The following is a 24050-nucleotide window of genomic DNA, read 5'->3' as shown; positions in this document are numbered from 1 at the left end:
GTAGCCAGTGCCGCCTGAGGACCGGCTCAGTCGAGCGACTGCAGCACCAGCGCGCGGATCAGCGGGAAATAGCGGCGCGTCTGGTCCGGCGCGTGCGTCAGGAAGACCACGCCCAGGTCCTCGGCCGGATCCGCCCACCAGTAGGTGCCGCCGGCGCCCGCCCAGGTGAACTCGCCGGGCGAACCGGCGGTCGGTCCGCCCGCGACACCCCGCCGCACGGCCACGCCGAGCCCGAAGCCGTACCCCGGTTCCATGCGCCGCAACCAGGATTCGTCGGTACCGGGCGGCAGCTGGTCGGTGGTCATGAACTCGCGGGTCTTGCGGTGGAGCAGTTCGCCGTAGCCGAGCAGCGCGCCGATGAACCGCAGGTAGTCCGGTGCCGTGCCGACGAGACCGGCGCCGCCGGAATCGAAGCGGGCGCGGGACAGGTCCGGAATGGCTGTGGGATCGAGGGCGCGGGCGAACCGGTTTTCGTCGGAAACGCCGAATGCCGTGTCATTCATGCCGACCGGTTCGAAAACCTGCTCGCGCAGGTAATCACCCAGCCGCCGGCCGGTGATGCCTTCGATGATTTGTCCGACCAGGTCCAGACCCCAGCCGTAGTGCCACACCTCGCCCGGCTGGTGCAGCAGCGGCAACGGCACCAGCCGCTCGACGAATTCCTCACCGGTGAAGGAGGTCATGCCGTCGCCGATGGCTTCGGTGTACAGCTCGTGCACCGGGCTCGACCCGAGCATGCCCTCCACCATGCCGGAGGTGTGGCGCAGCAGGTCGAGCACGGTCGGCTGCCGGTGCGCCGGCGCGCCGCCGACCTGCCGATCCGCCAGCGCGGGCAGCAGTTCCCCGACTGGAGTGTCCAAAATGAGCAGTCCGCGTTCGTACAGTTTCAGCGCGCCCGCGGTGACCACCGGTTTGGTCATCGACGCCAGCCAGAACAGCGTGTCCGTGGTCATCGGCGTGCGCGCCACCGGATCGCGGTACCCGAACGCCTCCAGGTAAACCGTCTCGCCGCCGCGGAGGATGCCGACGACCGCACCGGGCATCCGGCCCGCCGAAATCTCCGCGTTCAGCGCACGCTCGATCACGTTGGTACGACACATGCCGACGATCATGGACACCGGGCGCGGAAATCGGAAGACTCGCGGCATGTTCAAAAAGCTGCTCGCCGCCGTCGGAGTGGGCGGAGCCGAGGTCGAGACCGAATTGTTCACCCCCGGTGTACAGCCGGGCGGGGTGATCGAGGGGGCCATCCGGCTGCGTGGTGGCGAAGTGCAGCAGGAGATCCCCGGTGTGGTGATCGAAATGGTCACGCGCGTGGAGCACGAGGTCAACGACCGCGAGGTCGACGCCCACCGCACCTTCGGCCGCACCGACGTCCGCCGCAACGTGCCACTCGGTGCGCGCCAGACCATCGAGCTGCCGTTCCGGCTGCCGGTGCCGCTGGAAACGCCGATCAACTTCTACGACAACCGGCAACTGCACGGCACCATGGTGGCCGTCCGGACCACGCTGGAGATCGCCGGCGCCATCGACGCCACCGACAACGACCCGATCGGCATCGGCGCGCTCCCCGCGCAGCACGTGCTGCTGGCCGCGGTGGAAAGCCTCGGTTTCCAGCTGCATTCGGCCGACGTCGAGGCCGGGCACCTGCGCGGCACCCGGCAGCGGCTGCCGTTCTACCAGGAGATCGAGTTCCGCGGCTCGCCCCGCTACCCCCGGCTCAAGCAGCTCGAGGTCAGTTTCGTGACCGGGCCGGACGGCATGGACGTGGTGGTCGAGGCGGACAAGAAGGCCGGGCTGCTCAGCAGCGGCCGCGACCTGGTCAATCTGCTGCGGGTGGACTACCACACGATCGACCAGGTCGACTGGGCCGCTGAGCTGCACCGGATCATCGAGCCGATGGGGAGCGGCTGGCTTTGACCTTCTTTTTCGGGGGTCCGGGGGTCGTCCCCCGGCGCTAAGACACTGCCTCGGTCAGGCAGGAAAGCTTGGCGCGATTCGGTTTGTCGGCCCCCACTTCACCGCCGGTCGGCGGGAAGTTGTCGCGGCGGCCGCCGTCCGAATGCGCCAGGCAGAGCTTGCCGCCGGGCAGCAGCACCGGGCTGGTCGGGAACTCCAGCGGCCCGGTGTTGCGCAGGCGGCTCGCCGGGTCGGGCCCGTTGCGGAAGTACTCGACCACCTTGCCGCCGGTGGTCACCACGGCCACCGAGTTGCGTTCGTTGACCGCGACCCACACGTTGCCGCGCTGGTCGAGCGTGATGCCGTCCGCGCCTTCGAGGTACGGGTGGGCGACCTTGATGTTGTCCAGGCACAACGTGTTCGGCGTGAACGTGGTGTCACAGCCGGTGGCCGAGCGCAGGTTGCCCTTCGAGTCCAGCGAAACGCGCCAGAGCGCGCCGCGGGCGGTGTCGGCGACCAGCAGTGAGCCGTCCTTGGCGAACGCCAGCCCGTTCGCCACCAGGTGCTGGGAGCCTTCGGTGTTCGCCGCGGCGCGGCCGGTCGGTGTGATGGTCACCGTGCCGGGCGGCAGCGCTCGTACGTCACGGCCGACCCCGCCGACGCCGTCGACCAGGTTGACCTCGTTGGCGATCGGCTGCACGCGGAACACTTCGGTGGGCACGCCGTCCTGGCCCGCGCGCCAGACGCGGCCCTGGCCGGTGGTCCCGTCGGAGATCCACAGGTCGCCCCGGCGGTCGAACGCGACCCCGTTCGCGCCCGGCACCCCGGAGGCGAACACCTCGGCGGCGGGCGGTTGCTGCTCGTCGGGGGTGAACGCGTAGACCTTGTCCGCGTTCGCCACGTACAACCTGCCCGCGGAATCGAAGGTCAGCCCGGCCGGACTGCACGGCGACGGCAGCGTGCCGACGATCTTCGCTTCGCCGCCCTGAGACGGCACTTTGAACACCGGGCACGACGGGTTGCCGCCGCGGCCGGGGGAGTACAGGTTGCCGTGCTGGTCGCTGGTCAGGCCTTCGAGCCCGAGCGGATTGGCGAACACGGTGGCGAACTGGGCATCAGGGTTCGGGACGACCTGGCCGCCGCCGGGTTTCTCGCCGACGGCCGCGCCGCCGAGGGTGACCGCCGCGGCGGCCATGGTGGTCAAGAGGACAAGACTTCGCCGCATGACGAGCCTCCACGTCTCGGGGACCGGACTCCCTGCTTAGGCCCCGGAAGTGGATCGGTCAAGCCCCGTCGGCACCCTCGGCGGGCGTGGTCAGCTCCGCAGCAGCGCGGCGAACCGGTCCGCCGCGACGTTCCCGCCGGACAGGATCACGCCGACCCGCTTGCCGGGCAGCCGCACCTGCTCGGCCAGCAGCGCCGCGACCGCCGCCGCGCCGCTCGGCTCGACGACGATCTTGGTGCGCTCGAACAGGAACCGCATGGCGTCGAGGATCTGCTCGTCGGTGACGGTGACGATCCGGCGGACGTGTTTGCGGATGATCTCGAAGTTGAGCACGCCGGGCGAGGGCAGCGCGAGGCCGTCGGCCACGGTTTTCGGCACCGGCACGGAGATCAGCCTTCCCGCTTCCAGCGACTGTTTCTGGTCGTCACCGGCTTCGGGCTCGACGCCGATCAGTTCGAGCCCCGGCCGCCGCGCGCTCGCCACCGTGGCCGCGCCCGCCATCAGCCCGCCGCCGCCCATCGGGGTGATGAGCGCGTCGAGGTCCGGGCATTCGGCGAGGAACTCCAGCGTCGCGGTGCCCTGCCCGGCGATCACGTGCGGGTGGTCGAACGGCGGGATCAGCGCGTACCCGTTGTCCGCGGCCAGTTTCTCGCAGAGGGCGAACCGGTCCTCGGTGTAGCGGTCGAACCGGCGCACCTCGGCGCCGTACCCGAGCACAGCGTCCACTTTGGACTCGGGGGCGTCCTCCGGCATCAGGATGGTGGCCTTGGTGCCGAGCAACCGGGCGGCCAGTGCCACGGCCTGCGCGTGGTTGCCCGACGAGTGCGTGCACACGCCCGCGGCCAGTCGGTCGCCGCTGAGCTGGGCGATCGCGTTGTAGGCACCGCGGAACTTGAACGCGCCGACGCGCTGGAAGTTCTCCGCCTTCAGGAAAACCTCGGCGCCGGTGCGTGCGTCCAGCGTGCGCGAGGTGAGCACCGGCGTGCGGTTGGCCTGGCCGGCCAGTCTCGCTGCCGCCGCTTCGACGTCTTCGATGGTGACCATCAGTTCTCCCCGGATTTCCGTATTTCGGTCAGGTAGCTGTACGCCGACGCGCGCGAGATCCCCAGCGCGGCGGCCACTTCGGGCATCGCCTTCTGCAGGCCGAAGACCCCGCGTTCGTCCAAGGCGCGGAACAGTTCGAGGCGCTCGGCGCGCGAAAGCCGGTCCACCGGACGGCCGAGCTTGAGCTCCTCCGCCTGCACCACCGCGCGAACCAGCTCGGTGACGTCGTTGGTGAACGTGGTGGTGTCGTCGGGGATCGCGTCCAGCGCGGAAAGTTCGCCCAGCAGCACCGCGGTGTGCCGCAGTTCGGTGATGTCGACGTTGACGCACAACGCGCCGAAGACCTCACCGGCCTCGTCGCGCAGCAGCATGGTCGAGGACTTGACCAGCCTGCCGCTGGCGGTGCGCGTGACGTAGTTGAGCTGGTCCTCGGCGTTCTTGCCGCGGGCGAGCAGGCCGAGGCCGATCTCGCTCATCGCCCCGCCGACCGCCCGCTCGGTCACCTTGCCGGCGACCGCGATGACGGACGCGTCCCGCCTGCGGTAGTCGTGCAGCACCACCTCGCAGTTCGGGCCGAAGGTCGCGGCGAGCCCGTCGAGCACGGGGCGCAGGGCGTTGAGCACGGCGTCGGCAGTCACTTGGACAGTATGTACAGCTTCTGGACTCATTGTCCAGTGAGCTTGCGGAAACTGTCGGTGGCACGCGGTAGTATCGAACAAAGGTTCGAAGCTGATTCCGGGGGTGCGTCTTGAACAACACCATTCTCGACGAGGACGACCGCACGTGGGAGTTCATCCGGATCTCCGGATGGGCGGTCAAGTACGTGGAAGGCTGGGCGGCCGACGGCCCGCCCTTCGGCTACACCGTGGGCCTGAGCGCGGTGGACCACCCGGAGCTGCTCATGTTCGGCTTCGGCGCGGAGAACACCGCGCTGATGCTGGACGAACTGGCCGCGCGGGTGGTCGGCGGCGAGCGCCTGCACGCGGGCAAGCTGGTCGCCTTCGACGAGCGGATCCACCGCGCCACGCTCGTCCCGGTGCCCGATTCGCGGCCGTACCTGGTCGACGCCAACCGGTTGTTCCGCTCGCCGGTGCCCGCCCTGCAGGTGGTCACCGACGACCGGCGTGGCTACTTCCCTTGGGAGGAGGGGTATTCACTGCCGGTGGGCCGGCAGCCGCTGCTCGGTCAGTAGCCGCGCGGGGGCTGGCCGTACCCGGGCTGCTGCGGCGGGTACGGCTGCTGCGGCGGGTGCTGGGGGTACTGCTGCAGCTGGCCGTACTGCGGTTGCTGCTGGGGCGGGTACGGCTGCTGCGGTGGTTGCTGCGGCGGGTAAGGCTGTTGCGGTGGCTGCTGTCCCGGTCCCTGCTGGCCGTAGCCGTGCTGACCGTGCTGGCCCTGTTGGCCTTGCTGACCGTAGCCCGGCTGCTGTTGCTGCCACTGCAGTTGCTGGTAGGCCTCACCGGGCTGCGGGAAGGTGAAGAACACCTTCGCCTTGATCGAACCCTGCACCGCGGCGCCCCAGACCCGGCTGCCGGTGAAGGTGTGCATCTGCCCGCCGGTCAGGTCGACCGCGACCATGCGCGTGTCCGCGCCGTACTGCATGTTCGGTTTCGCCGTGGCGGCCTGGACCGCGTCCGGGTACACCCGTTCGCCGACCAGACCGGCGATGACGATCGACGCGGCGGTGAAGCCGACGGTGCCGACCACGTTCGCGCGGGCGTGCTGCGTGGCGTGCCCGGTGAACTCGAGCAGTGACGCGGCGGTGACGTCCGCGAGCGGCGCGGCGACCACCGCGTAGTTCATCGTCGACATCATGATCGACTCGGTGAACAGGCCGAGCACGGCGTTGACCGGGCCGATCTGGATCTGCCGCAGCTGACCGCCGGACCGCTGCACGCGTTCCGCGACCACGCCGAGGTACTGGTCAGGGGTGAGCACCTGCTCATACTGGCAGAGTCCGGCGGTTCTGGTTGACTGACCGGGCTATGCGCCCACCCGTCTTCGCCGCCGCCGTGGTGCTCGCGCTGCTGTCCGGTTGCGCGCCACCGGAAGCACCCGCGCCACCGGTCCCACCGACGCCGCCGCCCACCAGTTCCACCGCGCCCGCCGCGCCCGCGGCACCCGAACCGGCGGCGGACGGGAAGTGCCCGTACCTCGCGGAAACCGCGGTGGAGAAGGCGAACGGCCAGCGGGTGTCGAAGGTGCGGCTGTCCGCCGATCAGCCGCCGACCTGCTTTTTCTACGCCCTCAACGGAAAACTGCAGCTCACCGCGCGCGTCTACGCCGGTGAACCCGCAGTGGCCAAGGCCGTTGTCGACCAGGCGGCCCCGATCGCCACCTCGAACCCGGCCGACCAGCCGGCGGGCTGGCAGGGCGGTTCGCAGCCGGACGGCGAGGGCGCGGTCTACGCGGTGGCCAAGGGCGGCAACGCCGTCGTGGTCACCACGAACCAGGGGCAGACGGTGAAGGCCCGCGAAGTGGCCAAGCAAGCTATCGCGGCACTGGGGTGGTGAGCAATACGGGTTCCCACTCACCGGCGCAAGTTGATCTTGTATTACCCTGGCCGCCACGCGCAGGCGTCGAGGACTCGCGCACAGTCAGCCGGAAACGCCGGTCGCTACCGGGCGTGAAGGCTGGACACAGTCGGTTAATTCGATTCAATGAAGGATATGAAGCCGTGGCTGAAACCCTGAAGGAAATCCTGCTTGACTCCGGTCGTCGTCCGGCTGTCGTGACCGACCTGCAGACCCTGGTGGACGAAGAGGTCTCGGACAAGGGCGGCGTCTCGGGCGCGGTCGTCAAGACCGGCTACGCGGCCGTCAAGAAGATCAAGCCGGGCATCATCCCCGCCGCCGTCGACACCCTGCTCGACGACTTCGCGGTCGCGCTCGAGCCGTTCTACGGCGACTACAAGGCCAAGGGCGGCGCCGACTTCGGCACCTACCTGTCCGGCCGCTCGGACGAGGCCGCCGACGCGCTGCTGGGTGTCACCGACGCCCGTGCGGAGAAGAGCAGCCGCGACAGCATCAAGAAGGTCTACGGCAAGCTGCGCCCGAACGGCAAGAAGAACGTCGAAGAGGCCCTGCCCCGCCTGGGCAAGCTGATCGACAAGCACGCCGCCACCGCGTGACTCGCTGACTGAGCGAAAAGAGGGCCCCCGGGAGACGTCCCGGGGGCCCTCTTGTGCGTGGTGCGTCAGTTCTTCTTCTCGGTGCCGGAGGCCCGCTGGGCCTGCTGGCCGTTGGCCCCCTGCGCCTTCGGGGTGGTGGTCTTGCCCTGCGCCGGGGCCGGCGCCGGGGTGGGGGCGGGCTTCGGTGCCGCGGCCTTGGGCGCCTCGGGGGTGGTCGAGGGCTTCGGGGCCTGCGGCTTGGTGCCGCCCTCCCCGCCGGTGCGCGGCGGAGCGGGGGCGATGGGCGGTTCGGGCTTGGAGCGCAGTGCGAGCGCGGCACCGGCCGCCACCACGGCGATCCCGATCAGCCACGGCCACTTGCTGCGCTTCTTGTCGCCCTTGGCGGCGATCTTCGCCTCGATCAGCGCGGCCCGGAAGTCCTTCTTGGCGGCCTTGAAGTCCTTCTTGCCCCGCCGCTTGGACTGACCGGCCGACTTGGCCGCCTTGATCGCGGCCTTCTTGGCCTTGCGGCCGGGCTTGCGCATCTCGGCGATGCGCTCGGCGGCCTCCTTGCGGGCGGCCTGCGAGGACCGCGCCAGGTCCTTGCCGGTCTTCTTGGCCTGCTTCGCCAGCTTCTTGCTGGCCCGGCGTCCTTCCTTGCGTGCCACTTCGGCGCCTTCGGCGAGCCGGAGCTCGGCCACCTGAGCGGCTTGGGTTCCGGCTTCTACAGCGCGCTTGCGTGCCGTGGACAGCCCGGTCTTCACCGACTCACCCACCGCTTCTGAGGCCCGGGTCATGGCCTTCACCTTCCGTCGATTCGTTTGGCATCTGTCTGGTTCCCCTTAACCTATCGTGCCCCTTTTCCGCGGATCCCGCCGCAGATGGCACGATTGGCCCCGTGACCGAAAGCAACGGATCCCCCGCCGGTGGCGCGCGCAAGGCGACGCTGCACACCAACCAGGGCGACATTCACCTGAACCTGTTCCCCGACCACGCGCCCAAGACGGTGGCGAACTTCACCGGCCTGGCCGACGGCAGCAAGGACTACACCCAGCCGAACGCGAAGGGCGAGAACTCGGGCCCGTTCTACGACGGCTCGATCTTCCACCGCGTCATCGACGGCTTCATGCTCCAGGGCGGCGACCCGACCGGCACCGGCCGCGGCGGCCCCGGCTACAAGTTCGGCGACGAGTTCCACCCGGAGCTCCAGTTCAACAAGCCGTACCTGCTGGCCATGGCGAACGCGGGCCCCGGGACCAACGGCTCCCAGTTCTTCATCACCGTCTCGCCGACCACCCACCTGAACTTCAAGCACACCATCTTCGGTGAGGTGGCCGACCAGGATTCGCGCAACGTGGTCGACCAGATCGCCCGCACCGCGACCGGTCCGGCGGACCGCCCGCTGAACGACGTGGTCATCGAGCGCATCTCGCTGGGCTGAGCTCACAGCGCTGAAGCAGGGGGTGGATGCGGGTAAGTTGGACACATCGTGACTCAGCCCCCGTATCCCCCACCTTCGGGGCCCGCCTACGAGCAGGCCCTGCCCGCCTGCTGGTGGCACCCCAAGCGGCAGACCGGTCTGCGCTGCGTCCGCTGCGATCGGCCGGCCTGCCCGGACTGTCTGCGCGAGGCCTCCGTCGGCTCGCAGTGCGTCGACTGCGTCCAGGCCGGGCAGGTGCACGACCGGACGCAGCGCAAGCAGTACCAGGCCGCCGGGTACGGCGCCCGCACGGTGGCCGGCGCGCGGGTCCGGAAGCCCATCGTGACGCCGGTGCTCATCGCGGTGAACGTGCTGGTCTTCATCGCCACCGTGGTCCAGACGGGCAACCCGATGAACAACTCGGGTGCCGACCTGATGACCCAGGGTTCGCTGTGGCCCTACGGCATGACCTTCTTCGGCGAGTGGTGGCGCCTGATCACCTCGGGCTTCCTGCACTTCGGCCTGCTGCACATCGCGATGAACATGCTCGCGCTGTGGGTGCTCGGCCGGGACATGGAGATGCTGCTCGGCCGCGGCCGGTTCATCGCCGTCTACTTCCTGTCGCTGCTCGGCGGCTCGGTGGCGGAGTTCGTCTTCGGGGACGTCGGCCAGCCGACGGTGGGTGCCTCCGGCGCCATCTTCGGGTTGATGGGCGGCGTGCTGATCGCGGTCTTCCGGCTCAAGCTGAACCCCACCACGGCGCTGGTCACCATCGGGCTGAACCTGGTGCTGACCTTCTCCATCCCGAACATCTCGTTCCTCGGCCACCTCGGCGGCTTCGTGATCGGCGCGGCCGCGGTGGCGGCGATGGTCTACGCACCGCAGGTGAACCAGCTGCGCTACCAGGTCATCGCGCTGGTGCTGATCGCGGTGGCGCTGGCCGCGATGATCCTGGTCCGGGACGCCCAGCTCGGCGGTCAGGTCTGCGGGGTCGTGCGGAGCAGCGGCGAGATCGTCTGCGAAGACTCAGCTGCGGGCGCGTAGCGCGCTCAGCACGTCGAGCACATCGCGAGGATCGGTGCCCAGTTCCAGCCAGCCCAGCACCAGCAGGTGCGGCGGGATGTCCTCGCACTCGATTTCCAGCGTCGGCACCTCACGGCCGAGCCGGCGGGTGTTCACCAGCCGGACGCGGACCTGGGACCACGCGAGGCGGTGGTCGCCGGTGAGCGTGCGCACCCGGACGCCGTGCGCGTCCGCGCTCAGCTTCGGCCGGATGGCGCTCCCGTTGGCCGCGAAACCGGCCAGTGCGAGCGCGGCGACGCCGAACAGCACCGGGCCCGCGCGGTCGCCGGAGAGGCCGGTGAGCACGGCGGCGGCGGTCGCCAGGGCGGCGAGCAGCCAGCCGACCCCGACGAGCGCTGGTCTCGGCGCCCAGCTTGCCGACTGGTTATCCACAGGGCTTATCCACACTGGGGACTAGTCACACTGGTGTTATTCGCTGTCAAGCCGCCAATCGGCCGATCAACGCCACTTCATCGTCATGAGCAGACCGGAGATCATCAGCGCGAAGCCGATGGCGAAGTTCCAGTTGCCCAGCTCGGTCATGAAGGCGATCTTGTCGCTGGCGAGGTAGTTCACCACGAGCCAGGCCAGCCCGAGCAGCATCAGGCCGAACATGACGATCTTGTAGATCAGTGGGGAAGGACCGGCGGCCCGCACCTTGACCGGCGTGCGCCGGTCGGTGGGCGGGGTGTAGGCGGTCTTCTTGCGGACCTTGGACTTGGGCATCGGAGTCCTCGCTGCTCATGGGCTCGTTCGGGTGGCCGGTGCGCAACCAGGGCCACCCCGACACGTTAACGTAATCGGGGCCGGGCAAGAACGGGGGACGACTACTCCGTCCGGCCGAGATTTGGCGCGAAGGGAGCCCCAGTGGCGGTGTCCGACGGCGAGCGCGAGCTCGTCGGGCCCGATTCCGGCCCGGTCAGCACGGCCGAACGCGCCGATCCGCGCTGGCGCGCCGGCGTTCGCACGGCCGGTGAAGTTTTGATAACGCTCGGTATCGTCGTGCTGTTGTTCGTCACCTACGAGCTGGTGGTGACCGACTGGTTCTCCGCCGAGAAGCAGGCCGACGCCGAGGCCTCGCTCGACGGGCAGTGGGCCGACCCGCAGCGGCAGCTGCACCTGGACCCGGCCGACGGTCAAGCCTTCGCGCGCCTCTACATCCCCGCGTTCGGCCCGGACTACCGCTTCACCATCCAGCAGGGCGTCGGCGCGGACGCGCTGGAGGTCGGGCCGGGGCACTACAAGGGCACCGCCTGGCCGGGCGAGCCGGGCAACTTCGCCGTCGCCGGGCACCGGGTCGGCAAGGGCGCCCCGTTCAACGACCTCGACCTGCTCGAGTCGTGCGACGCCATCGTGGTCGAGACGGCCACCGACTTCTTCGTCTACCGGATGCTGCCGAAGCAGGACGAACTCGCCGGCTGGGCCGAGGACCGCGGCCGCGACGCGAAGTGCGCCGGGGTGCCGACGCTGCGGGACGTGCCGGACTACGAGGAGACCGTCGGCCGCCGGATCGTCAGCCCGGACCGCGGGGACGCCGTCGCGCCGGTGCCGTACCGGGCGGACAGCATCACCCCGCCCGCCCTGCGCGCGCCACTGGTCACGCTGACCACCTGCCACCCGCAGTTCTCCGACCGGGAGCGGCTGATCATCCACGGCGCGCTGGTCAAGCAACTGGCCAAGGCGCCCGGCGCGGGGTATCCGGAACTGCTCAAGGCGATCGGGGAGGCCTGATGTACGGCTGGATCTGGCGGCGCCTGCCCGGCCCGTTCGCGGTGCGGGCGACCACCGCGGTGGTGCTGGTCCTCGCGGTGGTCGCCCTGCTGATGTTCGTGGTGTTCCCGTGGCTGGAACCGCTGCTGCCGTTCAACGACGTCGCGGTGCAGTAGGTCCCGTCGCTAGCCGCGGGAGACGCGCAGCATCTCCTCGCGCTCGACCACCTTGACCCGGTCACGGCCCTGCGGCTCGCCGAGCGAGCGCTCGTGCGCGTCGAGCCTGCCCCAGCCGTCCCAGGTGGTGAACGGGACGCCGCGGTCGACGAGGAAGTCCATGATCGCGTCGGGTTCGTTGCGGGTGGCGCCGGTGAGCGTGTCGGCGTCGGCGAGCAGGCTGGCGATGGTCTCCGCCGCGTCGCCCTTGGTGTGCCCGATCAGGCCGACCGGGCCGCGCTTGATCCAGCCGGTTACGTAGACGCCGGGGACCTGGTTCTCGTCGATGTCGAGCACGCGGCCCGCCTGGTTCGGCACGGTGCCGGTGAGGTGGTCGAACGGGATCTCGGCCAGGTGCGAGGAGAGGTAGCCGACGGCCCGGTAGACCGCCTGGACGTCCCAGTCGTGGAAGACGCCGGTGCCGCGCACGTTGCCGTCGCCGGTGAGTTCGGTCCGCTCGGTGCGCAGACCGGTCACGTGCCCGTCGCCGAGCACCTCGGCCGGCGAGTGGAAGAAGTGCAGGTGCAGCCGCTTGGGCCGGTTGCGGGAGTCGCGGATCGCCCACTCCTGCAGCGTCTTGACCACCATGTCGATCTGCTTGGAGGAGCGGATCGCGGCCATCGAACCCTCGTCGAACTCGATGTCCTCGGGGTCGACGAGCACCTCGACGTTGGGCGAGTGGTCCAGCTCGCGCAGCTCCATCGGGGTGAACTTGGCCTGCGCGGGCCCGCGGCGGCCGAACACGTGCACATCCGTGACCGGGCTGCTCTTGAGGCCCTCGTAGACGTTCGGCGGGATCTCGGTGCTGAGCAGCTCGTCCGCGGTCTTGGCGAGCACCCGCGCCACGTCCAGCGCCACGTTGCCGACGCCGAGCACGGCCACGCTGGTCGCCTCGAGCGGCCAGGTGCGCGGCACGTCGGGGTGGCCGTCGTACCAGGAGACGAAGTCGGCGGCGCCGTAGCTGCCCGGCAGGTCGATGCCGGGGATCTCGAGCGGGCGGTCGGCGGAGGCGCCGGTGGAGAAGATGACCGCGTCGTAGAACTCGCGCAGCTCGTCGAGCTTGAGGTCGGTGCCGTAGTCGACGTTGCCGATCAGCCGGATGCCCGGGCGGTCGAGCACCTTGTGCAGGGCGGTGACGATGCCCTTGATGCGCGGGTGGTCGGGCGCCACGCCGTAGCGGATCAGCCCGAACGGCGCCGGCATGCGCTCGAAGAGATCGATGTGGGTGGGTGTATCGGACTTGTCCAGGATGTCGGCGGCGTAGATGCCGGCCGGGCCGGCGCCGATGATCGCCACACGCAGTGGACGGCTCAATGCACTACCTCGTTCGAGTCGCAGATGGGTCTACGCTTCCACGGTAAGGTGAGCCGAACCTAACTTTCACTGTGATCTGGCGTACCCGTCCACCATGCGGACCGCCGCTAAGCTGACGGCATGCGCGTGCTCGTCGTCGACAACTATGACAGTTTTGTCTACAACCTGGTCCAGTACCTGGCCCAGCTCGGCGCCGACTGCACGGTCTGGCGCAACGACGTGGTGGACACCACCAAGCTCGGCGAGTTCGACGGCGTCCTGGTCTCTCCCGGTCCGGGTACCCCCGAACGTGCTGGTCAGAGCATCGACGTGGTCCGCGAATGCGCTTCGCGGGACCTGCCGATGCTCGGCGTGTGCCTCGGCCACCAGGCCCTCGGTGTCGCCTTCGGCGCCACGGTCGACCGCGCCGAGGAACTGCTGCACGGCAAGACCAGCCGCGTCGACCACTCGGGCGCCGGCGTCCTGGCCGGCCTCCCCAGCCCCTTCACCGCCACCCGGTACCACTCGCTGACTGTGCTGCCCGACACCATTTCGGCTGAGTTCGAGGTCACCGGCAAGACCGAATCGGGCATCGTGATGGGCATGCGCCACCGCTCCCTCCGGCTCGAAGGCGTCCAGTTCCACCCCGAATCCGTCCTCACCGAAGGCGGCCACCGCATGCTCGCCAACTGGATGGCCACCGCCGGCCACCCGGTCGCCGACGTCACCGTGCGAAACCTCGAGTCCGCCACCCGCGCCCTGCAAAAAGCCGCCATCGCCTGACTCGGCGACGCGCCGCGCGGACCGCTCGGTGCGCCGCCCGGCGCTCGCCGCCCGAACCGAAGATGTCCGCCAGCCACACCCTCGTCCTCCGGCGAACCGTGGCCCCGCCTGTGCCCAAGCCGCCGACCGAGCTGCCCAGCCCCAAGCCACCTGTGCCCGAAACTCTGATGGCCGAGAACTCCGGTGGCTGAGCCGCCCAGGCCCGGTCGCCCTGCGCCCGTGCCGCAAGCGACTGTGCCGGAAGCCGCCGCGTCGGCGCCGGAGCGGCGGCGCAGGCGATGACCCGAGCACCGGTCGGGGCCAAAGCCACCACGGTCGTCTCCGCCGTGGTGTTCCTCGCCGAAGTCGCGGTGGCTTCGGGGTACGCGTTGTTCAGGCGCCGAATGCTATGAGTGGGGCATTACTTGCAATCAATGCAAGTAATGCCCCACTCCTAGCATTCAGCCCGGGGGTCAACTACCGCCGGGGAGGCCGGGGATGGAGGGGCCGCCTGGGCGGTTCAGTTTTCCGACGAACAGGGTGATCGTCTGGTCCTTGGTGATCGTGGAGCCGCCGGAGGGGTCGGTGTTGGTGACCCGGCCGTCCAGGTCGTCGTCGTTCACCTCGTCCTCCAGGGTCACCAGCTGACCGCTCCAGCCGGCTTCCTTGAGCGCCTTCTTCGCCTGCTCCAGGGTCGCGCCCTGCACGTCCGGCATGGAGAGCTGCTCCTTGGCCCCGGTCGAGACCTCCAGCGTGATCAGGGTGCCTTCGTCGACCGTGCCGCCGACCGGGTTCTGCGCGACGACCTCGTCCTTCGGCTTCTCCGAGGTGACGTCCTTGCGGGTCACCTTCAGGTTCAGCTCCTCCAGGGCCTTCTTCGCCTCGCTGAACTTCTTGCCGACCTGGCTCTGCGCGAGCACCTGGTTCGGCCGCTTGCCCACGGTCAGCTTGATCGCGGTGCCCTGCTCGGCTTCCACACCCGAGCGCGGGTTCTGCTCGATGACCTTGCCGTACTCGCTGGGGTCCTTGGTCTCGACCTCTTCGATGTTCGTGTCGATCTCGAAGCCGGCCTCCTTGGCGGCGTCGGACGCCGGGCCCTGCTCCTTGCCGACCAGGTCGGGCACCTTGACCTTCTGCGGCGCGGTGCCGATCTGCACCTTCACCACCGAGCCCTTGGCCACCTCGACACCCACCTGCGGGTTGGTCGCGACGACCTTGTTGATCTGGTCGCTGTTGCACGGCGACGTGGCACCGGCCTGCGGCGCCTTGCAGATGACCGGTTCCTTCTCCGGCTGCAGGCCGGCCACGCGCAGCGCCTCGAACGCGGTCGCTTCCTGCTGGCCCTGGACCGGCGGGATCGCGACGAGTTCCTTCTTCTCGTCGAACACGCCGGCGAAGTACATCACCCCGGCCACGAGCAGCACGCCGACCACGGCGAGCGCGGCGAAGATCTTGTTGCGCTTGCTGCGTCTGGCCCTGTCCTCGGCGTCCGCGTCGTAACCGTCACCGGCGTACCCGTCGTCGTAGGCGGCCGGCGGGCGACGGCTGTTCATCACCTGCGTGCGCTCGTCCTCCGACATCACCATCGGCGCGAGCGGGTTCTGGCCGGACAGCGTGCGGACCATGTCCGAGCGCATCTCGGCGGCCGACTGGTACCGGTTCGCCGGGCCCTTGGCCAGCGCCTTGAGCACCACCGCGTCCAGTTCCGGCGACACCGCCGGGTTCACCGACGACGGCGGGTTCGGGTCCTCCCGCACGTGCTGGTAGGCGACCGCGACCGGCGAGTCACCGGTGAACGGCGGCTCCCCGGTGATCAGTTCGTACAGCACACAACCGGCGGCGTAGACGTCACTGCGGGCGTCGACCGACTCCCCGCGCGCCTGCTCCGGCGAGAGGTACTGGGCCGTGCCGATCACCGCGGCGGTCTGCGTCATCGCGGCCTGGCCGTCGTGGATGGCGCGGGCGATCCCGAAGTCCATCACCTTGACCGCGCCGTTGGCGGTGATCATCACGTTGGCGGGCTTCACGTCGCGGTGCACGATGCCGTGCCGGTGCGAGAAGTCCAGCGCCGCGCAGACGTCGGCCATCACCTCCATGGCGCGCTTCTGCGTCATCGGACCTTCGGTCTTGACGATGTCGCGCAGCGTGCGCCCGGAAACGAACTCCATCACGATGTAGGGGAGCGGACCGTACTCGGTCTGCGTCTCACCCGTGTCGTACACCGCGACGATGGCGGGGTGGTTCAGCGCGGCGGCGTTCTGCGCCTCCCGCCGGAACCGCTCCTGGAACTGGGGATCCCTGGCCAGATCGGCGCGCAGGATCTTGATGGCGACCTCGCGGCCGAGGCGCACGTCGTGCCCATGGTGGACCTCGGACATGCCGCCGTAGCCGAGCGTGTCGCCGAGCTCGTAACGATTGGAGAGCAGTCGGGGTGTGCTCATCGGTGCGTGCCGTTCCGTTCCATCCATGTTGGGTCCATCATCCCTGGCAAGCCGTCGTCTCCGGGTGAACGCACGGAACCCTCCGTCGCGTTGTCTCCGTCCTCGATCTGACCCGGCCCCGGTTGGGGCGTGTGGTGCGGCGGCCCCTCGCTGGGCTTCGCCGGGCGTTGCACCGTCGGCTCGTAACCCGGTTCACCCACCGGTTCGCTGGTCTCGACGTTCCCCGACGGTGTGTCGCGCCCGGAGCCGCTGAGCAGCTTCGGGATCACCAGCGCGGCCGTCACGAGCACCGCGACCACCACCAGTGCCAGCAGGATCCACAACCCCGTGTGACTGCGCCGCCGCGGTGGGACCATCGGCCCGACGCCGGCCGTCGGGCCAGGTGGAAGCGCCGGCGGCGGTACCGGCTGCAGTGCCGGGTGCGATACGGGACCGACCGGCGCGTGCGAGTTTACCGGCATCTGCTGTCCCGCGGCCTGCGCGTAGGCGGAGGCGAGCCCGATCGGCGGTGGCAGTGGCCGCCCGGCACGCACCGCGGCGGCGGCGTTGGCGAACTCGCCGCCGTTGTTGTAGCGCTGCCGTGGGTCCTTGACCAGCGTCGCTTCGATGAGCGCGCGCAGACCGGGCGGTACGTCCGGCGGCAGCGGCGGCGGGATGTCGCGGATGTGCATCATGGCGACCGTCACGGCGTTCTCCGACAGGAACGGCCGGTAACCGGTGAGGCACTCGAACCCGCAGACCGCCAGCGAGTAGACGTCGCTGGCCGGTTCGGCGTCCGCGCCGAGCGCCTGCTCCGGCGCGATGTAGTGGGCGGTGCCCATCACCATGCCGTTGCGGGTGACCGGCGCCGCGTCGGCGGCCTTGGCGATGCCGAAGTCGGTCAGCTTCACCTGGCCGGTCGGGGTGACCAGGATGTTGCCCGGTTTGACGTCCCGGTGCACCAGCCCGCGCTCGTGCGCCGCCTGCAGCGCGCGCCCGGCCTGCTCCAGCAGGTCCAGGGTGAACTCGGGGGAGAGCCGGCCCTGCTTGGCCAGGATGGCCGCCAGCGGATCGCCCTCCACCAGCTCCATCACCAGGTAGGCGATGCTCAGCTCGTCGGCCACGGTCTCGCCGTAGTCGTGCACCGCGGCGATGCCGGCGTGGTTGAGCGAAGCCGTGGTCCTCGCCTCGGTGCGGAAGCGGTGCAGGAACTCCGCGTCCCCGGAGAGTTCGGCCTTGAGCACCTTCACCGCCACGGTGCGGTCGAGCCGGGTGTCGCTGGCCTGCCAGACCTCACCCATGCCGCCGACCGCGATCCGGCTGGTGAGCCGGTAGCGCTCGGCGAGCAGCTGACCCGTGGACAGCATCGGCTCATCCACCCCCGAGCGCGGCGGCGATGGCGGCGCGGCCGATCTCGGCGGCCACCGTGCCACCGGTCGCGGCCAGGCCGCGGTCACCACCGGACTCGACGATCACCGCGAGGGCGATCTTCGGGTCGTCGGCCGGCGCGAAGGCGGTGTACCAGGCGTGCGGCGGGGTGGCCTTCGGGTCGTTGCCGTGTTCGGCGGTGCCGGTCTTGGAGGCGATCTTCAGCGCGTCGTTCTTGCCGCCGCCCTTGGTGTTGGCTTCCGAGGCCAGCATCATGTCGCGCAGGATGCCGGCGTTGGCCGAGGACATCGCCGGGTCGCCGGTCAGCTCCTCGGGGCTCATCTTCTCCATCTCGGAGAGGTCCTGGGCCAGCAGCGACTTGATCAGCTGCGGCTTCATCACCGTGCCGCCGTTGGCCACGCCCGCGGACAGCAGCGCGACCTGCAGCGGCGTCAGCCGGACGTCGCGCTGGCCGATGCCGCTCTGGTACAGCTGCGGCTTGCCCGCCAGGTCACCGAGGCCGGAAGGGGCCACGCGCATCGGCACGGTCAAGTCGGCCTGGCCGATGCCGAACTTCTCCGCGGTGTCGGTCAGCTTGTCCTTGCCCAGGTTGCCGGCGATCTCGGCGAAGGCGGTGTTGCAGGAGTAGGCCAGCGCGTCCTTGAGCGTGCTGCCCTGGCAGGTGGCGCCACCGAAGTTCTCCAGGTCGGCGTTGGTGCCGGGCAGTTTGACGTTGGACGCGGTGGTGACCTGGCTGTCGGGCTTCATGCCGTCTTCCAGCGCGGCGGCGGTGGTGACGATCTTGAAGGTGGAGCCGGGCGGGTAGGTCTCCGAGATGGCCCGGTTCAGCATCGGCTTCGTCTTGTCGGCGTCCAGCGCCGTCCAGGTCTTCTCCTGCTCCTTGCCGTCGTGCGAGGCGAGCCCGCTCGGGTCGTAGGAGGGGGTGGAGACCATGGCGAGCACCTCGCCGGTCTTCGGGTCCAGCGCCACCAGCGCGCCGGTGTAACCCTTCTTCGTCATGCCCTCGTAGGCGGCCTTCTGCACGGCCGGGTTGATGGTCAGCGCAACGTTCCCGCCCCGCGGGTCGCGGCCGGTGACCATGTCCGACAGCCGCCGCACGAACAGCCGCGGGTCGGAGCCGTTGAGCACCTCGTCCTGGGCGCGTTCCATGCCGCCGGCGCCGTACCGGATCGAGTAGAAGCCGGTGACCGGGGCGAACATCGGACCCGCCGGGTAGGTGCGCAGGAACTTGTACTTGTCGTCGGACGGCTCGACCCCGGCCAGCACCTGGCCGTTGGCCGCCGCGATGATCTTGCCGCGCTGGCGGGAGTACTCGTCCAGCAGCACGCGCGCGTTGTGCGGGTCGGTGCGGTAGTCCTCGGCCTTGATGAACTGCACGTAGGTGGCGTTCACCAGCAGCAGCAGCAACATCACGAGCATGGTCACGCCGACGCGGCGCAGTGGTGTGTTCATTTCGGACGCTCCACCATCACCGTATGGGCTTCGGCCAGCGGCGCCTGCGGTTGCGGGCGCGGCTTCACGCTGGTCTGCGGGCGGCGGGCGGCATCGGAGATCCGCAGCAGCAACGCGATCAGGATGTAGTTCGCCAGCAGCGACGAACCACCGTAGGACAGGAACGGGGTGGTGATACCGGTCATCGGGATCAGCTTGGTGACCCCGCCGACGATGACGAAGAGCTGCATCACGATGGCGAAGGAGAGCCCGCCGCCGAGCAGCTTGCCGAAGGTGTCGCGCACGGCCAGCGCGCTGCGCATGCCGCGCATCGCCAGGATCAGGTAGACCATCAGGAGCGCGCAGAGCCCGATGAAGCCGAGCTCCTCGCCGATCGCCGCGGTGATGAAGTCGGTGCTCGACGCGGGCACCATCTCCGGGCGGCCGGCGCCGAGGCCGGTGCCGCCGACGCCACCGGTGCCGAGCCCGAACAGCGCCTGCACGATCTGGTAGCCGTCGCCGGTGGGGTCGGCGAACGGGTCCAGCCAGTTCGCCACGCGGGTCTGCACGTGGGTGAACAGCTGGAAGGCGATCAGCGCGCCGCCGATGAACAGGCCGAGGCCGACGATCACCCAGATGATCCGCTCGGTGGCCACGTACAACATCATCAGCACCACGCCGAAGAACAGCAGCGAGGTGCCGAGGTCCTTCTCGAAGACCAGGATGCCGAGGCAGGCCACCGCGGCGATCAGGATCGGGCCGAGGTCGCGCGCCCGTGGCAGCTCGATCCCCAGCACCCGCTTGCCCGCGGCCATGAACAGGTCGCGCTTCGACACCAGGAACGACGCGAAGAAGATCATCAGCAGGATCTTCGCGAACTCACCGGGCTGGATCTGCGCGAAACCGAGCCGGATCCAGACCTTGGCGCCGTTGACCTCGGACATCGAGCTGGGCAGCACCGCGGGCAGACCCAGCGCGATGATGCCGACCAGGCCGAAGGTGTAGGCGTAGCGGGTGAGCGTGCGGTGGTCCTTGACCAGGAGCAGCACGGCGAGGAACAGCACCAGCGCGATGACCGTCCACATCACCTGCTTCGGCGCTTCCGGCGAGAAGTCGCGGCCGAGCTGGAGCGCCCGCTCGGTCAGCGCCAGGTCGATCCGGTAGATCATCACCAGGCCCAGCCCGTTGAGCAGGGCCACGCACGGCAGGATCAGCGGGTCGGCGTAGGGCGCCCACCGGCGCACCGCGAGGTGCGCCACGGTGAGGATGGCCATGTAGGCCAGCCCGTACCAGAGGATGGCGAGGCTCAGCTCCTGCTCCTGGTTCGCCTCCACCAGCATGAACGCCGCGGTGACGATGAACGAGGCGAAGCCGAGCATGGCCAGTTCCGTCCCGCGCCGGGTCGGCAGGTCACGCGGGGGATTGGTGACGTACTGACCGGCGGGATCGGAGGTGGGCTGCGCCATCAGCGGACGCCGCCCGTGGCGAGCCGGCAGTCCACCCCCGGGCGATCCGGACTCGGGGGTTCCACCGGCGCGGACGACGGTTCGACCGGCGGCGCCGAGGACGGCGGCGGCTGGACCGGGGTCTGCTGCTGCGCGCCGAAGCCGCCGATCAGGCCGCCACCGGAACCCGGGACCTCACCCGGGATGCCGCCGCCCTGGCTCGGGGGCTCGGGGCAGATCGGCAGCCGCTTGTCCCACAGCGAGTCGATGTAGTCGCGGGCCGCGGGCAGGCTGTCCATCCGAACCCCGTTGCGCACGTCCTCGCGGGGTGCTTCCTGCAGGTCGGACAGCAGCAGCCGGTCGCACAGGTTGGCGCCGGGCGCACACGAGTCCTCCACCTGCTCCTGCAGGTCCAGACCCAGCACGCTGCCGGAAACCCCCTGGTAGATGACGACCTCGTCGTTTGCACCCGCGCCCACGTAGTACTGGCTCAGCACCCAGTACCTGGTCGCGATGGTGCCCGCGGCGAGCACGATCAACACGAGGATCAGCACGCCGAAGACGCGGAACAGCTTCCGCCGCCGGGCCTTGGGGTCCGGGGGCGGGGCGGAGTCCTGGCGCCGCGGCTGGGGCGGGGGCGCGGTCAGCGCCCTGGCCCGCGCGGCCGGGGAGTCGCCCTGGTGGTTGTAGTCGTCACTGCCGTCGCCCGCGGCGCCACCGACGATCGGCGCGTTCTCGCCGTAGTCGACGTCGACCACGTCGGCGATGATCACCGTGACGTTGTCCGTGCCGCCGCCCTTGAGCGCCAGCTCGATCATCCGGTCCGCGCAGTCCTGCGGGTCCGGGATGCGCATGGCCTCGGCCATGGTCTCGTCGCTGACCATGCCGGACAGCCCGTCGGAGCAGACCAGGTAGCGGTCGCCGGCGCGGGCCTCGCGCACGGTCAGGCTGGGTTCCACCTCGTGCCCGGTCAGCGCCTTGAGCAGCAGCGAACGCTGCGGGTGGGTGGCCGCTTCCTCTTCGGTGATGCGGCCCTGTTCGAGCAGTTCGTTGACGAAGCTGTCGTCGCGGGTGATCTGGGTGAACTGCCCGTCGCGCAGCAGGTAGGCGCGGGAGTCGCCGACGTGCACCAGGCCGAGCCGCGAACCGGAGAACAGCACCGCGGTGAGCGTGGTGCCCATGCCGTCCAGGTCGGGGTCGTTGGCGACCAGCTCGGCGATCGCGCCGTTGCCGGCGGCGACCGCGTCGCGCAACTGCGAGAGCAGGTCGTCACTGGGTTCGTCGTCGTCCAGCGGGGCGAGTGAGGCGATGACGACCTTGCTGGCCACTTCACCGGCGGCGTGCCCGCCCATGCCGTCGGCGAGCGCGAGCAGGCGGGGGCCGGCGTAGACGGAGTCCTGGTTGTTGGATCGCACCAGGCCACGGTCACTGCGGGCCGCGTAGCGGAGGACGAGGGTCATGGGCGAAGCTCGATCACCGTCTTGCCGATCCGGATGGGGACCCCGAGTGGAACTCGGAGGGGTGCTGTGACCTTAGCCCGGTCGAGGTAGGTCCCGTTCGTCGAGCCCAGATCTTCCACGTACCAGTCTTCCCCACGCAGTGATAGGCGAGCGTGCCGGGTCGAGGCGTAGTCGTCGTCGAGCACCAGCGTCGAGTCGTCGGCCCGCCCGATCAGGATCGGGCGGCCGTCCAGCGCGATCCGCGTGCCGGCCAGCGCGCCGTGCGTGACGACCATCTGCCGGGGCACCTTCCCGCCACGCGGTGGCTTCGCCTTCTCCTTGTTCCGGCGCAGGCTGGGCAGCGCCACCCGCAGGCCCGACGCCGCGTAGAGGTCGGAGCGGACCACCCGCAGCGCGGCCAGCACGAACAGCCAGAGCAGGACGAGAAATCCCACCCTGGTCAGTTGAACGACCAGCTCTGGCACCTTGTGTGTCAGCTCCTCAGTACGGCTTCGTGCGGCGACGCGGGTACGTCGCAACGCTCCCGCGGACTCTCATTCTGCGGGAGCGCTCGGACGGGGCCTACGTCAGCCCTGGGTGCGGAACACCAGGGACGAGTGACCGACCCTGATCACGTCGCCGTCGGCCAGCTGCCAGGTCTGCACCGGGGTGCCGTTCACCGTGGTCCCGTTGGTGGACCCGATGTCGGCCAGCGTGGCGCTCTGCCCGTCCCAGGTGATCTCCAGGTGGCGCCGGGAGACCCCGGTGTCCGGCAGCCGGAAGTCCGCGTCCTGCCCGCGGCCGACCACGTTACCGCCCTGCTTGAGCGAGTAGGTGCGGTTCGACCCGTCGTCGAGCTGCAGGCTCGCGGCGAGCTGGCGGTTCGGGCTCTGCGTGGCGGGCGGCTGGTAACCGGCCTGCGCGTACGGGTCCGGCGCGGCGGGCTGGCCGTACGCCTGCTGCTGGCCGCCGTACTGGTCGTACCCCGGCTGCTGCTGTCCCGCGTAGCCACCCTGGTCGTAACCCGGCTGCTGACCGGCGTAGCCGCCTTGGTCGTAGCCGGGCTGGCCGCCGCCGTAGCCGCCCTGGTCATAGCCGGGCTGCTGACCGGCGTAGCCGCCTTGGTCGTAGCCGGGCTGACCGCCGCCGTAACCGCCCTGGTCGTAACCGGGCTGCTGGCCGCCGTAACCGGCCTGGTCGTAGCCAGGCTGCTGCTGACCGCCGGCGTAGCCCGCCTGGTCATAGCCGGGCTGACCGCCGCCGTAGCCACCTTGGTCGTAGCCGCCCTGCTGCTGGCCGCCGTAGCCGGCCTGGTCGTAACCGGGCTGGCCCTGCTGTCCGTAGCCGTACTGGCCCTGCTGGCCGTACGGGTCACCCTGGTCGTATTGGCCGTAGCCGGGGGGCTGGCTCATTGCTGGGTCTCCTGCGTTGCTGGGTCGTGCTGACCGTCCAGGACTTCCGTTGCCGGGGGCCGTGATCTCGCTGGCCTTGACATCGGGATCGACGGACGAGCGTGTCTTGAACTGTCCAGTATGCAGCGCCTCGGTGCGCTCGAGCGAAACTACGACGTCACCATAGGTGTCCCACCCCTGCTCGGCGAGATGCTCCGCCACCGCTTCGGCGAGCACACGGGTGACGCGCTGTTCGTCACCGGCCATGCGGTCGTGATCGGTCGGGCCCAGCGACACGATGTAGTGGTTGGGCGCGAGCTCACGGCCTCCGGCCAGCTCACGAACGTTGTCCTCACTCTCACGCTCCAGTGCCTGCGCCACTTCCTGAGTGACGACATTGCCACCGAACATGCGCGCGAAGGTGTTGCCGACCAGGCCCTCCAGGCGCCGATCAAAACGCTTAGCGCGGCCCACCGGGCAAACCCTCCCCTCACGCGTCTGTGCTTCCGCACCGATCCTATCCGGGTGCGGGCGGTTCTACACGGCCCCCGCTGAAACCGCCGCAGACGGCCTGATAGGCTGCTCTCGCTGTCGCAGTGAACCACTCGGGCGAGTGGCGGAATGGCAGACGCGCACGGTTCAGGTCCGTGTGTCCGAAAGGACGTGAGGGTTCAACTCCCTCCTCGCCCACTCTTGTTCAAGGCCCCCGCGAGCTTCGCCGCGGGGGCCTTTCCCGTTGTCCTTGTCTTGTTGGGGGGCCGAGCCCCCCAAGCCCCCCGCGGTGCGAGCTCCTGCT

At 69.8% G+C, this 24050-nt stretch carries 25 protein-coding genes and 1 tRNA gene; 10 read left to right on the top strand and 16 right to left on the bottom strand.

The genetic code is table 11. From position 1 onward, the window contains the following. Window positions 1-26: 26 nt before the first annotated feature. Entirely contained in the window at window positions 27-1100 is a 1074-nt protein-coding gene (locus JOM49_RS06245) for a serine hydrolase domain-containing protein (protein WP_209663401.1), read from the bottom strand. A gap of 46 nt (window positions 1101-1146) precedes the next feature. Here JOM49_RS06245 and JOM49_RS06240 point away from each other — a divergent pair, with 46 nt between their 5' ends. Next, entirely contained in the window at window positions 1147-1920 is a 774-nt protein-coding gene (locus JOM49_RS06240; protein WP_209663400.1) for a sporulation protein, read from the top strand. Between the two features lie 37 nt (window positions 1921-1957). Here JOM49_RS06240 and JOM49_RS06235 read toward each other — a convergent pair whose 3' ends face one another. The 3 genes from JOM49_RS06235 to JOM49_RS06225 form a co-directional block, all read right to left on the bottom strand. Then, window positions 1958-3124, bottom strand: coding sequence for an SMP-30/gluconolactonase/LRE family protein (locus JOM49_RS06235; protein ID WP_209663399.1), 1167 nt, complete (start codon window positions 3122-3124; stop codon window positions 1958-1960). 90 nt (window positions 3125-3214) lie between these two features. Further along, a complete protein-coding gene (locus tag JOM49_RS06230; RefSeq protein WP_209663398.1) occupies window positions 3215-4168 on the bottom strand; it encodes a pyridoxal-phosphate dependent enzyme in 954 nt (317 codons plus the stop codon). After that, window positions 4168-4806: a helix-turn-helix transcriptional regulator gene (locus JOM49_RS06225; RefSeq protein WP_282772835.1), complete on the bottom strand. Its 639-nt coding sequence runs from the start codon at window positions 4804-4806 to the stop codon at window positions 4168-4170. Before JOM49_RS06225 ends, JOM49_RS06230 begins: the two co-directional genes overlap by 1 nt. 110 nt (window positions 4807-4916) lie before the next feature. On the opposite strand from JOM49_RS06225, the gene JOM49_RS06220 reads away from it, so the two are divergent. Continuing rightward, window positions 4917-5360 carry a DUF4262 domain-containing protein gene (locus tag JOM49_RS06220; RefSeq protein ID WP_209663396.1) on the top strand — a complete coding sequence of 148 codons (444 nt, stop codon included), beginning with the start codon at window positions 4917-4919 and terminating at the stop codon, window positions 5358-5360. On the opposite strand, the gene JOM49_RS06215 is transcribed toward JOM49_RS06220, so the two are convergent. Beyond that, the gene (locus tag JOM49_RS06215; RefSeq protein ID WP_209663395.1) at window positions 5354-6106 is read right to left on the bottom strand and encodes a hypothetical protein; all 753 of its coding nucleotides are present in this window, start codon (window positions 6104-6106) and stop codon (window positions 5354-5356) included. The two genes, JOM49_RS06220 and JOM49_RS06215, sit on opposite strands and share 7 nt — an antisense overlap. Window positions 6107-6153: 47 nt before the next feature. Here JOM49_RS06215 and JOM49_RS06210 point away from each other — a divergent pair, with 47 nt between their 5' ends. Next, window positions 6154-6681 carry a DUF2020 domain-containing protein gene (locus JOM49_RS06210; protein WP_209663394.1) on the top strand — a complete coding sequence of 176 codons (528 nt, stop codon included), beginning with the start codon at window positions 6154-6156 and terminating at the stop codon, window positions 6679-6681. 164 nt (window positions 6682-6845) lie between these two features. Then, complete coding sequence (locus JOM49_RS06205; protein WP_209663393.1) at window positions 6846-7298, top strand: DUF6918 family protein; 453 nt, start codon at window positions 6846-6848, stop codon at window positions 7296-7298. Window positions 7299-7363: 65 nt separating this feature from the next. On the opposite strand, the gene JOM49_RS06200 is transcribed toward JOM49_RS06205, so the two are convergent. Then, window positions 7364-8074 (bottom strand): hypothetical protein, encoded by a 711-nt coding sequence (locus JOM49_RS06200; protein ID WP_245369243.1) that lies wholly within the window; start codon window positions 8072-8074, stop codon window positions 7364-7366. A 92-nt stretch (window positions 8075-8166) separates the two neighbouring features. On the opposite strand from JOM49_RS06200, the gene JOM49_RS06195 reads away from it, so the two are divergent. Both JOM49_RS06195 and JOM49_RS06190 read left to right on the top strand, forming a co-directional pair. Continuing rightward, entirely contained in the window at window positions 8167-8718 is a 552-nt protein-coding gene (locus tag JOM49_RS06195) for a peptidylprolyl isomerase (protein ID WP_209670878.1), read from the top strand. A gap of 48 nt (window positions 8719-8766) precedes the next feature. Beyond that, window positions 8767-9741, top strand: coding sequence for a rhomboid family intramembrane serine protease (locus JOM49_RS06190; RefSeq protein WP_209663392.1), 975 nt, complete (start codon window positions 8767-8769; stop codon window positions 9739-9741). Here JOM49_RS06190 and JOM49_RS06185 read toward each other — a convergent pair. Both JOM49_RS06185 and crgA read right to left on the bottom strand, forming a co-directional pair. Next, on the bottom strand, window positions 9724-10152 hold the full coding sequence (locus JOM49_RS06185) for a PH domain-containing protein (protein WP_209663391.1): 429 nt from the start codon (window positions 10150-10152) through the stop codon (window positions 9724-9726). The genes JOM49_RS06190 and JOM49_RS06185 overlap by 18 nt on opposite strands. A gap of 66 nt (window positions 10153-10218) precedes the next feature. After that, entirely contained in the window at window positions 10219-10485 is a 267-nt protein-coding gene (gene crgA / locus JOM49_RS06180; RefSeq protein WP_209663390.1) for a cell division protein CrgA, read from the bottom strand. 141 nt (window positions 10486-10626) lie between these two features. Here crgA and JOM49_RS06175 point away from each other — a divergent pair, with 141 nt between their 5' ends. Together JOM49_RS06175 and JOM49_RS06170 are read left to right on the top strand one after the other, a co-directional pair. Further along, window positions 10627-11490, top strand: coding sequence for a class E sortase (locus JOM49_RS06175; protein ID WP_209663389.1), 864 nt, complete (start codon window positions 10627-10629; stop codon window positions 11488-11490). Beyond that, window positions 11490-11645, top strand: coding sequence for a hypothetical protein (locus JOM49_RS06170; RefSeq protein ID WP_209663388.1), 156 nt, complete (start codon window positions 11490-11492; stop codon window positions 11643-11645). Before JOM49_RS06175 ends, JOM49_RS06170 begins: the two co-directional genes overlap by 1 nt. Window positions 11646-11654: 9 nt before the next feature. On the opposite strand, the gene JOM49_RS06165 is transcribed toward JOM49_RS06170, so the two are convergent. Next, window positions 11655-12971 carry a ferredoxin--NADP reductase domain-containing protein gene (locus JOM49_RS06165; protein WP_209670875.1) on the bottom strand — a complete coding sequence of 439 codons (1317 nt, stop codon included), beginning with the start codon at window positions 12969-12971 and terminating at the stop codon, window positions 11655-11657. Between the two features lie 147 nt (window positions 12972-13118). Here JOM49_RS06165 and JOM49_RS06160 point away from each other — a divergent pair, with 147 nt between their 5' ends. Next, entirely contained in the window at window positions 13119-13760 is a 642-nt protein-coding gene (locus JOM49_RS06160; protein ID WP_209663387.1) for an aminodeoxychorismate/anthranilate synthase component II, read from the top strand. Between the two features lie 452 nt (window positions 13761-14212). Here the strand turns inward: JOM49_RS06160 and pknB are convergent, their stop codons facing one another. From pknB to JOM49_RS06125, 7 genes are all read right to left on the bottom strand, one after another. After that, window positions 14213-16180, bottom strand: a complete 1968-nt coding sequence (pknB, locus tag JOM49_RS06155) for a Stk1 family PASTA domain-containing Ser/Thr kinase (protein ID WP_209663386.1) — start codon at window positions 16178-16180, stop codon at window positions 14213-14215. Continuing rightward, entirely contained in the window at window positions 16177-17526 is a 1350-nt protein-coding gene (locus JOM49_RS06150) for a serine/threonine-protein kinase (RefSeq protein WP_209663385.1), read from the bottom strand. The genes pknB and JOM49_RS06150 overlap by 4 nt, the downstream gene beginning before the upstream one ends. Window positions 17527-17530: 4 nt before the next feature. Next, a complete protein-coding gene (locus JOM49_RS06145; protein WP_209663384.1) occupies window positions 17531-19000 on the bottom strand; it encodes a penicillin-binding transpeptidase domain-containing protein in 1470 nt (489 codons plus the stop codon). After that, window positions 18997-20445: an FtsW/RodA/SpoVE family cell cycle protein gene (locus tag JOM49_RS06140; RefSeq protein WP_209663383.1), complete on the bottom strand. Its 1449-nt coding sequence runs from the start codon at window positions 20443-20445 to the stop codon at window positions 18997-18999. The genes JOM49_RS06145 and JOM49_RS06140 overlap by 4 nt, the downstream gene beginning before the upstream one ends. Continuing rightward, a complete protein-coding gene (locus JOM49_RS06135; RefSeq protein ID WP_209663382.1) occupies window positions 20445-21884 on the bottom strand; it encodes a PP2C family protein-serine/threonine phosphatase in 1440 nt (479 codons plus the stop codon). Before JOM49_RS06135 ends, JOM49_RS06140 begins: the two co-directional genes overlap by 1 nt. Beyond that, complete coding sequence (locus JOM49_RS06130) at window positions 21881-22348, bottom strand: FHA domain-containing protein FhaB/FipA (RefSeq protein ID WP_209663381.1); 468 nt, start codon at window positions 22346-22348, stop codon at window positions 21881-21883. The genes JOM49_RS06135 and JOM49_RS06130 overlap by 4 nt, the downstream gene beginning before the upstream one ends. A gap of 102 nt (window positions 22349-22450) precedes the next feature. Next, entirely contained in the window at window positions 22451-23728 is a 1278-nt protein-coding gene (locus JOM49_RS06125; protein ID WP_209663380.1) for an FHA domain-containing protein, read from the bottom strand. A gap of 133 nt (window positions 23729-23861) precedes the next feature. Here JOM49_RS06125 and JOM49_RS06120 point away from each other — a divergent pair. After that, window positions 23862-23944 (top strand) — tRNA-Leu (locus tag JOM49_RS06120). Window positions 23945-24050 lie beyond the last annotated feature (106 nt).

The sequence above is a fragment of the Amycolatopsis magusensis genome (assembly GCF_017875555.1).
Lineage (GTDB): Bacteria > Actinomycetota > Actinomycetes > Mycobacteriales > Pseudonocardiaceae > Amycolatopsis > Amycolatopsis magusensis.
Note: the sequence above shows the minus strand (reverse complement) of the source record. Positions and strands in the feature narration are given on the sequence as shown.